The organism is Bacteroides sp. AF25-5LB (genome assembly GCF_003602965.1).
Classification (GTDB): domain Bacteria; phylum Bacteroidota; class Bacteroidia; order Bacteroidales; family Bacteroidaceae; genus Bacteroides; species Bacteroides uniformis.
Genome location: NZ_QTMC01000005.1, coordinates 71,333 through 84,893, shown reverse-complemented (window position 1 = coordinate 84,893; position 13,561 = coordinate 71,333). Strand labels below are relative to the sequence as shown.

Here is a 13,561-nt window from a genome sequence, read left to right as displayed (position 1 = left end):
TTCTATTTATATTTTCTGTAGTAATAAATCAAAACGGAATTTCTGTATTTCATCCAATCGAGACCGGTAATTCCAACATTTGACAATATCTGCAACATTATGATAATTTTCAAAATCAGTTAGCGAGATTACCGTTTTATTTGTTCCATATACATATTCGGCCATGCCTTTAGCCTTTTCGCTATATGAAAGCAACAATACAGGTACATGCATGGTAATAGCATTAACAGCACAATGCATTCGGGCAGCTATTACAAAATCACATCGTGTTAAGTTATTTTTCAATCCTATAAACCCCGGGTCTGTATCAATAATATCCACATCATATCCTTTATTTGTCACTATGTCAGCTATTTCTCTTAAATATAACAAGTCATTATCATTAGGATTTGCAGCTAACACATGAGGCAGGAAAATGAATTTGCAGTCCAATTCTTTTGCCAATCCACAAATGGTTTCTGCTTGCTTGCCTATAGCGGTATCAATATTCTTATAATGATATAAAGCAGACAACGGACTAAGATTTATTCCGATGGTCAGTTTATCATTTGATTTCTTTTCTATGCGAGGAGACTCTACAAAAAAAGCGGGATCAGGCGCCAGCATTACATTGTTATCTATACCTAAAGATCTTAAATAATTCACTGTCACGGATTCTCGAGCAACAATTAAGTCTATCTTCTTTAAATGTTCTTTATAAAAAGCTAAAGCACTTGGGTTATTCTCAAACTTACCAACGGAAGCACCCCATAACACATATTTTAGTCCTTTGGATTGACATTGTTCAAGAAAGTTGGGAAGAGTGCTATTATATGCGCCTGTAGAAGAAAGGGTATAGATATCTCCACCTATTGAAAATACCGTATCAAAATTCGCTAACCAATCAGTAGTATCATAAGCTATTTTATAAGAAATATTTACATGAGAAAGCAATTTCCGCAGAACATTACGCCAGCTCCATCGTCCTATTCGCTTACGTTTTACAATACGTATATCACAATCAGCCAATCTGCGCACATCATCCTCATAATTATAAGAAGCGTAGCTAATATGCACATTCGGATTGATGGTTTTCAATATATTTACCGTTCCTCGTACAATTGCCTCGCATCCGTAATTGTAGACACCGCCTATCCCTATCAATAATACATTCTTCATATCTTCCCAATACATTTTTTTATAAAATTCTTCATTCCTATTCTATCAAGCATTCTTGATATGATTGCCCGCATACTCTTATCCGGATATGTAGCATATTTAAGAATATATTTACAAGCCTTATCCTCTTGAATAGCATTAAAGAAAGCCTGCCGATGTAAAGGAATTGAATCCGACTCGAAACAGCTATGATTATATTGCCGAACAAAATCCAAATCAACAGGTAAACATTCCAAGGAAGATGAAAGATTTTTAAACTTATCAGACTTTACAATACATAAACTTATGCCTTTATCATCATCAAAATCCGGATAAACATGGTGTATCCCCCAACAGTCCGCCAAAGTAATATCACTACCACTACGAAGTTCTCTATAAGCACAAAAATGGCAGGATGGACGAAAAAACAGGTTACTCATAAAACCACGCATAAAAATATTCTTATCTATAGGTTCAGAGAGCAAAACTGAATTTTTCTCTCCACTCCCAAGGGTAGTGGAGAGGGTGAGAGCAAAACTGAATTTTTTCCATCCTAAACACTTATCTCTGAACAAAATACCCTCAACGAGGGCATTTTTACCAGAGATAGGGTGAGGCGAAACTGTATTTTTTTCGCACTGACGTGCGACCGTTTCCTTCAAATACATTCGCCAAACTTTTGGACTGGGAACGCCATGACAAATGAAATCAACCGTTGTCAAATTCTCATAATCTTTTCTTAAGAAACGCTTTAAACCTGCTATCTGACAAGGGGTACCAGAAAAAAGGACTAAACGTCCACCTCTTAAAAAACTTTCAACTTGTTTGTATGATTGACCTATGCTACTCTGAACATACTTCGATCCACGAAAGGCGGACAGTCCTTCTAACGTTTCAGAATAATCATGAACAACATCCCATTTTTCGTCAAAACGCGCACCAAAAACGACTCCACCGGCATTTATTGTTTGCTCTGCTAACAATGTAAACACACCACCTGAAGAACTATGTTTCCTTATATGCTCATCCTTAGATTTTGCTGCATAAATATAATGTGGAAGATGGGGGCTACTAGGAGAAAGTATTGGACAGACCTTCTCGCATAGCCCACAATCTATGCAAGACTCTTTATCCACTGCAGGATAAAGAAAACCCTCTTCATCTTCCTGCATGGAAATACATTGTTTGGGACAACGTTGTACACAAGCAGCACAACCGCAACAGTCTGATTTTTTTTCCAATTTAATCATAGCAAAACTGTTAATTATTCCCTTCTAAAAGAACGAATGCGTTCGGCTATTTTCCCACGGACAAATATCCTTTCATTCTCTTCAAGCCCTACTGTATAGACAGCTATACACACAGAACCCATACAAGACAATCCTAAAATAACTACATGAACTATCGAAGTGGGGGGAAACAATAGCCGAAGTATAACTGGTATAGGGATTCCCAAGAGTAGCACCAACAACACACTTCTCCCTACTTGGCAAACAAACCTGTTGATATTTAATTGAATAAGAGAGCGTATGATATAGAGACGCGTAATAAAGGACAATATGATTACTAATAAGTTGACAATAAAAACCGAAGGTGCATCAGCCCCCATCTTTAAGACTACATAAGCAATTGGAGTAACAAGCATAATGACACCTCCCACCACAGTCTGATACCGACGTACATTACCCGTAGCTGCTGCAGCCACCATCAAAGGATTGGCTATACTATCAATCGTAACCGCCATCAAGGAGAGTTGAAGAAATGTTGCCGAAAAATCGGGAACTTCCGTAAGCCAAACTTCCAGAATTTCTTGGGTCATCAAATAGATTGGTAACGAAAGCAGGAAAAGCAGAAAAAATGAAAAACGGGCACTCCTTAATACCAGATTGTGCATAGCCTGCAAATCGCCTGTTGCATAGTTCTTGGTAATCTGCGGATTCAGTGCCATTTGGAAATTGCTGGAAAAGTAGGATACAGCCCCTTGCACCTGCACTGCAACACCACGAGCCGCATTTACTGCAGGACCAAAAAACATGTTGAGCAGAATATTCACCCCTTGTGTGGATAAAATTCCCGCACAATTGCCCATAAGGTTCCATCCTGCAAAGCCCAACATTTCTGTAAATAACGGCTTGCTCCATATCTTTTTCAGTTCCACTTCCTCAAAATGGCGTACACAATAACGCATATAAACAGACTGCATCAGCAACTGCACAGCAAAAAGCAACGCTGCATAGAAAATCAGCTTGTCAACCGGAACAATCATCAACAAATACACAATACCCAATTTTGAAATTACTTCGAATATGGATATATATGCGAAAACCGACATTCGTTCATGGGCAATTATTGAAGCATTAAAGGGAACATTTATTATGGAAGCCATCATGGTCAGCACCGAACATTGGTAAACCCAAAAAGCAGCGTACTGTCTATCTCCGGCAATAATCATCTTGCTTTGTAAAAACCACAGACCTACAGTTTCAGCCAATAGGAGAATGAGCAACGCTATAATCAAATGTATTTGGAGAGAGGTATTGAACACCTTTAGTTGCTCTCCCAATTCTCCCTTTCCTAATGCAAATGTAATGTAACGCGAAGTTGAGGCCGACATTGCACCATTAAGGAAACCAAACATCACCACTACTCCACCCACCACATTGTAGATTCCATAATCTTCAATTCCCAATGTAGCCAGCACCACACGTGATGTATACAGGCTGACCAGCATAACAAATATCATGCGTATATAGAGCATTAGAGTATTCTTTGCAATACGCTTGTTATCCGTCTGTTTATTATCCATAAGTAGTAAGTGTCCAAAAAAGACGTACCTCCTATGGAAAACCGCCCAAAGGCAGCTTTCCTATAAAGAATATCAAAAAAGGGCTTGAGTTTTAAGTATTATTAGTTTGGATTCCTATTGTTCATAGGAAAAGAAGTTTGCCAAGGCATGAGTGCTAAAGAGTTATTCCACAATATACCTCTCCACATTCCGTGTCTCCTTGCTGAAGTTCACCCCCACTTTCACCAGCCGCCTGTCATCCAGCACATAAGGAATCAGATAACCTCTCTCATCAATTTGCTTCAAGGCATCTTCGGCACTGCCGTTCAGCTTGAACTCAAAGACGTAAACGGCATCTTTTGTCTGCACCACGGCATCGGCACGACCACGCGCACTGCGCACTTCCGCCTGTACGAATTGACCCAGCAAAGTGAAGACGACATAAAAGATGGCCTGATAGTGGCGTTCGGTATTGTTGCTCAGTTCGTAGGGAATGCCTGCAAAGAATACTTTCAAGCGTTCCATGAATGCATCCACATCACCGGAACGGAGTTCACGCATAAACTTGGCTATGTGGAAACCGGTTTCATCATCAGTCACTCCTGTATAATAAGGAACCAAGAAATTCAAGAAACCATAGCGTACCTCATCATTGGGAAAACCCAAAGTGTACAATAAAACATCCCTATCGTAGTCTTTGATGGTCAGATAACCACTTTGATAAATCATGGGAAGCGGATTCTTTACTTCCGCACGATACTCAAAAAAGGCAGAAGCCGTCACTTCAACTCCCTCAATCAGAAGGCGCAAATCATAATCACTCTCTTTCAATAAATTTACCAAATAGGTAGGAGTACCGGTCTGAAACCAGAAATTATCCAAAATCTTCGACTTGCATGCATTCAACACACTGAAAGGATTAAAAACCCCTTCACAATGAGGGTAAAAATGATAACCGTCATACAGCTTCGTCATCCGCTCCAAAGTTGTATCGAAGTCCATCCCATTGGAAACACCCAAACGTTCTATCTCCAGAGTAAACGTTGTGAGCAGTTCTTCCTTAGTAATACCACATAAAGAAGAATAGTCGGGCCATGTACTGATGTCCTGCAACTGATTTAAATCACTGAACACGCTAATCTGCGCAAACTTCGTCACACCCGTCAAAAAAACAAAGCGGAGATAACGGTCAGCACTTTTCAGTACCCCATAAAAGGCTTTCAATATCCGACAATATTCTTCCGTTAGCTTTTCATCCGAAAGAGCTTGAAGCAAAGGCTTATCATATTCATCAATCAACACTACCACTTGCTTACCCGTCTGGGCATACGCCTGCTCTATCACATAGGCAAAGCGCTCTTCGGGACTACGCTCCTGCTTTTCCGCACCATATTTCAATTCCCACTTTTCCAGATATTGATTAAGCATGGCTACCAAATCTCCGGCTGTTTCATATTTACGGGCATTCAAGTCCAGATGCAATACAGGATATTCCTCCCACCGGGTTTCCAGTTTTTCGATGGCAAGTCCGTGAAACAAATCTTTACGTCCTTGAAAGTAAGCTTCGAAGGTAGATATAAGCAAACTCTTACCGAAACGGCGAGGACGGCTCAAAAAATAGGGAGTGGAATTGGATGCTATCTTATAGACCATTGCTGTTTTGTCTACATAAAGATAATTTTCTTCACGCAGCTTTTCAAAAGTCTGTATACCAATCGGCAGTTTACGCATCTGTTCCATCTCATTTCTCTTTTTTAGAAGCTATATGCAAATATACGTTTTTTCTTCAAAGAGAAATTCTATTTATACATTTTTATTCCATTTCCTCCCATGGATAAGGATTATCCACCACATTCTGAAACTCATCAACTGCTTCCTGCTGCTCGGCAGTCAGTGATGCAACACTCCAGGAAGCAATGATAGAACGGCCCTCGTCAGCCAAAGGCTCATCGAAAACCTCTCCATAACAAGCCGTAAGCAAACGGAGTTTCAACAAAGAGGAAGGAAGGGTATCAAGGGTATCCCAGCAACGCCTCAATACCTCCTGCACATGCTGCTGTTTTTCACCATGGTCAATGAACGAGGCACTATACCCCTTCAAGAGCGCAAGACATACATTTGCCTGCTCCTCCACCGTGGTGCCCCAGGTGCCGGAATTATACAAAGTTGTGGTCAAGCGATAGACTTCGCTGTTACGACGAGACAAGTCATCGCTATAGATAGGACTGCCGTCCATACCCAAATACATCAGATCGTGCGCGGCACGCTGAAGGAGGAGTGCTTCTTCTAAAAGAGACATGCTATTTTGATTTATGATTTCAGAGTTATGATTTATCTATCACCAATGACTAATCATTGATTATCGACGATTATTTGATTACTTCGATGAGGTCTGGATGGATGGTCGCAATGGCAACAGCAATGATACCTTGTATAGCAATCACTACACGACGATCACGGGCACCTTTTACCTTTAGAAAAACACCTTCTTGACCCTCGAAGTCGCCACCGGTGATACGAACTTTCGTACCTTTGGAGAGATTCAGTTCTTCGGGTTGGAAATAGAGAAGATGGTCATTGTAGGTACCGGCGACGGCTATGAAACGCTGCATATCATGGTCGGGAATGATTATTTTCTGACCGCTACGGGTATCAGTAATATATTGCAAATAAGTAATTTGAGACTTAAATCGCTGCACTTCGGAAGGACGTGCGTGGACAAAAACCAGATTACGGATGACGGGAACCAAAGCACGGACTTTCCTGCCCCTACAGATACTTATCTTATATTGCATAGGAATGAAACAGCCAAGATTTGCCTTTTCGAGAAGATGCATAACTTCAAGCTCCCTGCGGTATGTGGCACGCATGGCAAACCAAACTTCGGTCTCTTTATCCATTTATATTCTTGCTGATTTTACTTAGAAAAAGGTATTCCTTGGGGGCTTTGAACTACCATTACAGAACTGTAGTTCAATCACTTGCGAGCATTTTATGGGAAGTTTGACAAGCACTATGCTCTTCTTGTCAACAAATTCTCTGCGGTTGTTCATTACCTTTTGGTAAGAGACTATAAACGAACGCATTAGAAACAAAAAAGCGTTTTTTAATCGTACGTTTAAAAAACAGCTATTTCGAACTTATACAAGACATACTCAAAGAGCTAAAAATAAGAAGATTTTAACTGATTACATATATTGTATATACTACTGAAATTCAATGCAATATACTTATCATTATTTATTATTAGGAACATTTTTCTATCAAACATTTTGCCATTACAAAAAACGTCTCTATCTTTGCGTTCATTAAACGTACGTTTTTTAAACAGCATATCATCTTATATATCAACCATTTACAACTCACCCTTCACATTTCCCTCCAAAATTCCCTTATTTCTCCCACACTTTTTATACTTTCACATTTTTTAACCAGAGTAAAAAACAGTTAAACGAACGAAGAATTACACAAATGAAAGAACTCAAAAAAAGAAGCATCTCAACAGTAACGAGCAGAGAAGCATGTCGTATCAATCTGATACACAGAAGCTAAGAACAACGAAAGTAAAGGAACACAGCTCCATAGTGGACGAAAAGCTATTGGCAGAACGGGTTTACTACGGAGACCAGACCCATGTTTATGTAGGTTACTTAAGAGCCTTTAAATCAGGCTATTTTGAAGGAACAAATATCAAGAAAATTACAGATATAGCCAAACTATTCGTTGCTTCCGAAAACTTCACAAAGAGAACCAGAGGAGAGCAAAAGCCTTTGACTTACAGTACGATAATTACCGAATTGGAGAAGGTATGGGCCATCATAAAACGGGAAGATACCACACTGATTGACCCATACGGATATGATGTAAGGATAAATCACTGATAGTTCAGTACCTGGAAAGGCAGTAATTTTGCCCCCGTCAGCAACCGGACAGAAGGGCTACACCTTTCTCGTCGGATGGTGTAGCCTCAACAAGGCAAGGGCGTAGCCATCCGTACTGAAAGGAGTAGCCCTTTTTCATTGCTGATTATCATACATTTAATAACCCTAAAAACATAAAAAATGGGAAAAGAGAAAACTGAATTTGAGGAGCAATTTGTATCCAAAACAGAAAAAACAAAAAAACTATGGGAAAAACGGATTACGGAAAACACGACATTGAGCATGGAGTCTGTACAATGGATGGCACAGCGCATAAATTCCCTACTGGAATACATGCAATACGGATATGCATTGATAGCCTACCGAAAGCAGGACGGTAGCTTCTACATGGGAAAAGGAACCCTTGTTTCCTACGAAAACGACTTCAAAAAGAAACATGACGTGACAAGCATTAAAGCTCACGTAGCCTATTGGGACGCGGAACAACAAGGCTGGCGGACTTTTCTGATTGAGAATTTTATGGAGTGGAGACCGATAGTAAACTAATAAAAAACACCAATATCAAAAGCTATGGAGGCTTATTTACTACATGATGCCAATGCCGGCAGCAACTTAAAATTAATGATCATGATACAAGAAGAAGGTATGAAAGGATATGGTATTTACTGGACAGTGCTCGAATTCCTCAGATTGCAGAACGAATATAAAGCCAGCCTGAAAGTGATTCCCATACTGGCACAAAAAGCAAGGGTTACAACCGCCACACTGAAGCGAATCATCTACGACTATGCGCTGTTCGAGGTGAACGAGACAAGCTTCTCATCCCCCGGACTAAGCCGCCGCATGGAGCCATGGGACGCCCAACAAGAAGCTAAAAAAGAGGCCGGACGTCGCGGTGGACTGGTTAACCAGCAGAGAATCAGGGATGCCAAGACAAGCAGCGCTTTAGCAAATAAACTAAATAAAGAGAATAAAGAAAACCCCTCTCTATCTCCCCAAGGGGAGACGGGAAGAAGGAAGGAGGAGATTCTTCTGACTCCACCGGAGTACACGCTCAACAGACAGACGCATAATTACCAAGGCCTGATGGAAGAGCTGGCAAGGCAGAAAGTAACCGACATACACGATCTGAATGCCATCCTGAGACTGACGGATTTTGGAAAACTGGGAGGGAAAATCTGGAAAATCCTATACGAGTTGAACAGCTCACCCCAACTGAAAGCCCGCATCGTGATGCCCGGAAAGTACATACTGAAATTACTCAGAGGTTAGATTTAATAAAAGAAATATAATACTTATCTTTGTGTCCATAACAAAACACCCTAATCATTATGAATCTGAAAAAACTATTTTTTGCTTCCGCCCTGCTCTTTGCTGCATGCGGCACTATCCAGGCCCAGGAAGTCATTGCCCACCGTGGTTTCTGGACTACGGACGGCTCGGCCCAGAACTCCCTTGCCGCACTTGTAAAGGCTGATTCTATCCACTGCTACGGCTCCGAGTTCGACGTTTGGCTCACCACAGACAATCAGCTGGTTGTCAATCATGACGCCACCTTTAAAGGCGTAACTATGCAAGATGCCACAGCCAAGGTATGCACCGCCGTACAACTGGACAACGGCGAACAACTCCCTACCCTGCAACAGTATCTGGACAAGGCCAAAAGCCTGAAAACCCGCCTTATCCTCGAACTGAAAGCCCACAAGACTCCCGAACAGGAAACACGAGCCGTAGAGGGTATCGTAAAAATGATAAAGAACAAAGGACTGGAGGACCGTACGGAATATATTACCTTCTCCAAACATGCCACCAAGGAATTTATCCGTCTGGCACCCAAAGGTACGCCCGTTTACTATCTGGAGGGTGACCTTACCCCCAAGGAGCTGAAAGCATGGGGTTGTGCCGGTCCCGACTATCACTTCAGTGTCTTCCAAAAACATCCTGAATGGATAAAGGAATGCCACGACCTCGGCATGAAAGTAAACGCCTGGACCGTAAACGAAGCCAAAGACATGGAATGGCTTATCAGCCAAGGAGTAGATTTCATCACAACCAATGAACCGGTAGTGCTGGAAGAAATTTTAAAGAAAAAATAGCCGTTCCTTATACATTTAGAAACAAAAACCAAACAAACCGCTTCATTATGTCCACAATGGAGCGGTTTATTATTTTCAAAAAGATAGCAATTAGTCCTATAAAAAATCTTTTTTCTTATTTTGAATCAAACTAAACTTTCACATGGATTACAATTTATATAAAAACAAAGCCATATGCTTTTAAATTGAAAGCATGACAGTAGATATTCTCATTGAATGAAAGTTTCGCTAAAAATAATAGAAAATAGATATGCTTTACAGTTAATCACAAAACAAAACGTCGTATATTTGCATTAAAATAAAACAAAAGGATATATCAACAAATCAATAAAGGACAAAATGACAAGAGCTATAAAATTCACCAAGATGCACGGTGCCGGAAACGACTACATTTATGTAGATACAACCCAATATCCTATCAGCCATCCGGAAGAGCTTGCGAGGGCATGGAGTGCACCGCATACGGGAATTGGAAGTGACGGTCTGGTACTTATAGGTTCTTCGAACAAGGCCGATTTCAGCATGCGGATATTCAATGCAGACGGCTCGGAGGCCCGGATGTGCGGCAATGCAAGCCGCTGCATCGGAAAATATCTTTTTGACTACGGACTGACCTCCAAAACAGAAATCGCACTCGATACACTGTCAGGTATAAGGATGCTAAACCTGCACTTGGCAGACGGAAAGGTCAACTCTGTAACCGTAGACATGGGCATACCTGCCGACGAACCGGCAGACTACGACGGCAAAGGAGCCAAACCGATGAAAGAACAGCCCATCGAAGTGGACGGAGAACGATATGTAGGGACCACCGTATCCATGGGAAACCCGCATCTGGTAATCTTTGTCAATGATATTGAAGCCATCGACCTTACAGTCATCGGTCCCAAACTGGAGAATCACCCTCTCTTCCCCGAACGCATCAATGTAGAATTTGCCCAGATATTGGGAGAAGGAAAAATAAGGATGCGTGTCTGGGAACGAGGCTCGGGCATCACCCAAGCCTGCGGAACCGGAGCTTGTGCCACCGCCGTGGCAGCCTTCCTCACCGGACACGCAGGGAGAGATTCTACCGTCATCATGGACGGAGGCTCACTCAACATCCGATGGGACATCGCCACCAGACATGTCCTGATGACGGGGGAAGCCACCAAAGTATTCGACGGAGAAATTGAATTAATTGAGAATTGATAATGGAAAATGAAGAATTATCCACTATCCATTAAAAATAAGAGTATGGCATTAGTTAACGAACATTTTTTAAAGCTACCGGGTAGTTATCTGTTTTCAGACATAGCCAAGAAGGTAAATACTTTCAGGATAACACATCCCAAGCAAGAGGTCATCCGTCTGGGTATCGGAGACGTTACCCGGCCACTGCCACCAGTCTGCATCGAAGCGATGCACAAGGCAGTGGAGGAGATGGCTGACGCACGGACATTCCGTGGATATGGTCCCGAGCAGGGATACGACTTCCTGATAGAAGCCATCCTCAAGCACGATTACCTTCCGCGAGGCATCCACTTCGGTCCTACGGAAATCTTCGTGAACGACGGAGCAAAGAGCGACACGGGAAACATCGGCGACATTCTCCGCCACGACAACAGCGTGGGAGTGACCGACCCTATTTATCCGGTCTATATAGACAGCAACGTGATGTGCGGACGTGCCGGAGTACTGGAGGAAAACTGCCAGTGGAGCAACGTCACCTACATGCCTTGTACCGCCGAGAACGACTTCATCCCGGAGATTCCGGACAAGCGCATCGACATCGTCTACCTCTGCTACCCCAACAACCCCACGGGCACCACCCTGACCAAGCCCGAGCTGAAGAAATGGGTGGACTATGCGCTCGCCAACGACACGCTGATTCTGTTCGATGCCGCCTACGAAGCCTTCATCCGCGAAGACGACGTGCCCCACTCCATCTATGAGATAAAGGGAGCGAAGAAATGCGCCATCGAGTTCCGCAGCTTCTCGAAGACTGCCGGATTCACGGGAGTACGCTGTGGCTACACCGTTGTGCCGAAAGAACTCACTGCCGCCACGCTGGAAGGCGAACGCATCCCACTGAACAAGCTCTGGAACCGCCGCCAATCTACCAAGTTCAACGGTACCAGCTACATCACCCAGCGGGCGGCGGAAGCCATCTACACACCGGAGGGACAGCGGCAGATAAAGGAAACGATAGATTATTATATGGACAATGCCCGGACCATGAAGCAGGGCCTTGAAACGGCCGGGCTGAAAGTCTACGGTGGTGTGAACGCTCCTTACATCTGGCTGAAAACACCCGACGGAACAAGCTCCTGGCGGTTCTTCGAACAAATGCTGTACGAAGCCAATGTAGTGGGCACACCGGGTGTAGGTTTCGGCCCCAGCGGTGAAGGATATATCCGGCTGACGGCCTTCGGCAAACATGAAGATTGCGTGGAAGCCATGAAGCGCATCCGGAAGTGGCTGAAATAAAAAAACAATTGAATTAGCGAGGTACTTGTTATAATCGAGTCGGACTGATCATCCGGAATTTTTCTAAACTTAAAGGTAAAAAGGTATGAAAACAAGAAGTGTAAAATGGGTAATAATGGCAATGGCGCTATTATCAATGGCAATGCCTTTCACGGCAAAGGCTCAGGATAAAGTGGAAGCGTCGGTAGGCGTCGACCTCGTAAGCGGTTACGTGTGGCGTGGCCAGGATTTGGGAGGGGTAAGCCTCCAGCCGAGCGCATCCATCGCCTACAAAGGTTTCTCTCTGGGAGCTTGGGGCTCCGTAGGCATCGAGAGTTCGGACACGAAAGAGTTCGAACTCATACTGGGATATTCAACCGGAGGTTTCAGCGTATCAGTGACGGACTACTGGTACAATGTGACCGGAGATGGGGTGACAGCCAAATACTTCCAGTACGGCGCACACAATGCTGCCAACTCACATCTGTTCGAAGCGCAAATCGGCTATGATTTCGGCCCCGTAGCCGTAAACTGGTACACCAACTTTGCAGGCGACGACGGTGTTGACAAAGACGGTGACCGTGCTTATTCATCCTACATCTCCGTAGCAGCTCCCTTCACACTGGGCGGACTGGACTGGACGGCCGAGATAGGCGCTACCCCTTGGGCCACGGACTTCTATGGAGCCAACGGATTTGCCGTATGCGACGTCAGCCTGGGAGTATCAAAAGACATCAAAATCACCGATTCCTTCTCCCTCCCGTTGTTTGCCAAAGCAACCTGGAATCCAAGGTCTGAAGGTGCATACTTTGTAGTCGGACTAAGCTTCTAAAAGCAAAGAACTATGATTTACACACGCCGAAAGGCAAATAGTAAATACAGTCTCTACAGACTGCGTATGGCCCTTGCCATATCGCTGGTATTCTTCATGCAGCCGGGCTTTGCACTGGTCGAAGCCGGTTTTGCAAGAGTAAAAAATACGGCCAATATCCAGATGAAGAACTTCGTTGACTTCATGTTTGGCTGTCTGCTCCACTGGTTCATCAGTTTCGGACTGATGTTCGGTGCAGGCGGATTCATAGGAATGCCCCATTTCTTCGACCTCTCGTTCTACGACGGAGGCGGGCTTCCCACGGAAGGTTTCCTGGTATTCCAGACTGTATTCTACGCTAATGATTTTATGTTTTATTAAACCAACAATTACAACTCTAAGG

At 43.2% G+C, this 13,561-nt stretch carries 13 protein-coding genes and 1 pseudogene; 8 read left to right on the top strand and 6 right to left on the bottom strand.

The genetic code is table 11. From position 1 onward, the window contains the following. Positions 1 to 6: 6 nt before the first annotated feature. From DWY57_RS07555 to DWY57_RS07530, 6 genes are all read right to left on the bottom strand, one after another. The gene (locus DWY57_RS07555; protein ID WP_119961588.1) at positions 7 to 1,158 is read right to left on the bottom strand and encodes a polysaccharide pyruvyl transferase family protein; all 1,152 of its coding nucleotides are present in this window, start codon (positions 1,156 to 1,158) and stop codon (positions 7 to 9) included. Further along, positions 1,155 to 2,387: a Coenzyme F420 hydrogenase/dehydrogenase, beta subunit C-terminal domain gene (locus tag DWY57_RS07550; RefSeq protein WP_119961520.1), complete on the bottom strand. Its 1,233-nt coding sequence runs from the start codon at positions 2,385 to 2,387 to the stop codon at positions 1,155 to 1,157. Before DWY57_RS07550 ends, DWY57_RS07555 begins: the two co-directional genes overlap by 4 nt. A 14-nt stretch (positions 2,388 to 2,401) precedes the next feature. Then, positions 2,402 to 3,943, bottom strand: a complete 1,542-nt coding sequence (locus DWY57_RS07545; protein WP_057254145.1) for a hypothetical protein — start codon at positions 3,941 to 3,943, stop codon at positions 2,402 to 2,404. A gap of 162 nt (positions 3,944 to 4,105) precedes the next feature. Further along, positions 4,106 to 5,662 carry an ATP-binding protein gene (locus DWY57_RS07540; protein WP_119961519.1) on the bottom strand — a complete coding sequence of 519 codons (1,557 nt, stop codon included), beginning with the start codon at positions 5,660 to 5,662 and terminating at the stop codon, positions 4,106 to 4,108. Between the two features lie 73 nt (positions 5,663 to 5,735). Then, positions 5,736 to 6,221, bottom strand: coding sequence for a UpxZ family transcription anti-terminator antagonist (locus DWY57_RS07535; RefSeq protein ID WP_008664390.1), 486 nt, complete (start codon positions 6,219 to 6,221; stop codon positions 5,736 to 5,738). A 70-nt stretch (positions 6,222 to 6,291) separates the two neighbouring features. Beyond that, positions 6,292 to 6,822 (bottom strand): UpxY family transcription antiterminator, encoded by a 531-nt coding sequence (locus DWY57_RS07530; protein WP_119961518.1) that lies wholly within the window; start codon positions 6,820 to 6,822, stop codon positions 6,292 to 6,294. A gap of 621 nt (positions 6,823 to 7,443) precedes the next feature. On the opposite strand from DWY57_RS07530, the gene DWY57_RS07525 reads away from it, so the two are divergent. From DWY57_RS07525 to DWY57_RS07490, 8 genes and pseudogenes are all read left to right on the top strand, one after another. Next, positions 7,444 to 7,803, top strand: a complete 360-nt coding sequence (locus tag DWY57_RS07525; RefSeq protein ID WP_044468833.1) for a hypothetical protein — start codon at positions 7,444 to 7,446, stop codon at positions 7,801 to 7,803. 180 nt (positions 7,804 to 7,983) lie between these two features. Beyond that, entirely contained in the window at positions 7,984 to 8,349 is a 366-nt protein-coding gene (locus DWY57_RS07520) for an SH3 beta-barrel fold-containing protein (RefSeq protein WP_044468832.1), read from the top strand. Positions 8,350 to 8,373: 24 nt separating this feature from the next. After that, a complete protein-coding gene (locus tag DWY57_RS07515) occupies positions 8,374 to 9,075 on the top strand; it encodes a Lin1244/Lin1753 domain-containing protein (protein WP_005827562.1) in 702 nt (233 codons plus the stop codon). Positions 9,076 to 9,134: 59 nt separating this feature from the next. Further along, positions 9,135 to 9,899, top strand: a complete 765-nt coding sequence (locus tag DWY57_RS07510; protein ID WP_119961517.1) for a glycerophosphodiester phosphodiesterase family protein — start codon at positions 9,135 to 9,137, stop codon at positions 9,897 to 9,899. A 339-nt stretch (positions 9,900 to 10,238) separates the two neighbouring features. Continuing rightward, entirely contained in the window at positions 10,239 to 11,090 is an 852-nt protein-coding gene (gene dapF, locus DWY57_RS07505; RefSeq protein ID WP_119961516.1) for a diaminopimelate epimerase, read from the top strand. A 45-nt stretch (positions 11,091 to 11,135) separates the two neighbouring features. After that, positions 11,136 to 12,368 carry an LL-diaminopimelate aminotransferase gene (locus DWY57_RS07500; RefSeq protein WP_119961515.1) on the top strand — a complete coding sequence of 411 codons (1,233 nt, stop codon included), beginning with the start codon at positions 11,136 to 11,138 and terminating at the stop codon, positions 12,366 to 12,368. Positions 12,369 to 12,453: 85 nt separating this feature from the next. Beyond that, the gene (locus DWY57_RS07495; protein ID WP_119961514.1) at positions 12,454 to 13,179 is read left to right on the top strand and encodes a hypothetical protein; all 726 of its coding nucleotides are present in this window, start codon (positions 12,454 to 12,456) and stop codon (positions 13,177 to 13,179) included. A gap of 66 nt (positions 13,180 to 13,245) precedes the next feature. Next, positions 13,246 to 13,512, top strand: a pseudogene (locus DWY57_RS07490) (ammonium transporter); the annotation flags it as partial. Positions 13,513 to 13,561 lie beyond the last annotated feature (49 nt).

Excerpts from the sequence above, each read along its gene's own strand:
- dapF (WP_119961516.1), top strand. The coding sequence starts at position 10,239 with ATGACAAGAGCTATAAAATTCACCAAGATGCACGGTGCCGGAAACGAC.
- DWY57_RS07535 (WP_008664390.1), bottom strand. The coding sequence starts at position 6,221 with ATGTCTCTTTTAGAAGAAGCACTCCTCCTTCAGCGTGCCGCGCACGAT.
- DWY57_RS07545 (WP_057254145.1), bottom strand. The coding sequence starts at position 3,943 with ATGGATAATAAACAGACGGATAACAAGCGTATTGCAAAGAATACTCTA.
- DWY57_RS07540 (WP_119961519.1), bottom strand. The coding sequence starts at position 5,662 with ATGGAACAGATGCGTAAACTGCCGATTGGTATACAGACTTTTGAAAAG.
- DWY57_RS07550 (WP_119961520.1), bottom strand. The coding sequence starts at position 2,387 with ATGATTAAATTGGAAAAAAAATCAGACTGTTGCGGTTGTGCTGCTTGT.
- DWY57_RS07495 (WP_119961514.1), top strand. The coding sequence starts at position 12,454 with ATGAAAACAAGAAGTGTAAAATGGGTAATAATGGCAATGGCGCTATTA.
- DWY57_RS07500 (WP_119961515.1), top strand. The coding sequence starts at position 11,136 with ATGGCATTAGTTAACGAACATTTTTTAAAGCTACCGGGTAGTTATCTG.
- DWY57_RS07515 (WP_005827562.1), top strand. The coding sequence starts at position 8,374 with ATGGAGGCTTATTTACTACATGATGCCAATGCCGGCAGCAACTTAAAA.
- DWY57_RS07510 (WP_119961517.1), top strand. The coding sequence starts at position 9,135 with ATGAATCTGAAAAAACTATTTTTTGCTTCCGCCCTGCTCTTTGCTGCA.
- DWY57_RS07530 (WP_119961518.1), bottom strand. The coding sequence starts at position 6,822 with ATGGATAAAGAGACCGAAGTTTGGTTTGCCATGCGTGCCACATACCGC.
- DWY57_RS07520 (WP_044468832.1), top strand. The coding sequence starts at position 7,984 with ATGGGAAAAGAGAAAACTGAATTTGAGGAGCAATTTGTATCCAAAACA.
- DWY57_RS07525 (WP_044468833.1), top strand. The coding sequence starts at position 7,444 with ATGTCGTATCAATCTGATACACAGAAGCTAAGAACAACGAAAGTAAAG.
- DWY57_RS07555 (WP_119961588.1), bottom strand. The coding sequence starts at position 1,158 with ATGAAGAATGTATTATTGATAGGGATAGGCGGTGTCTACAATTACGGA.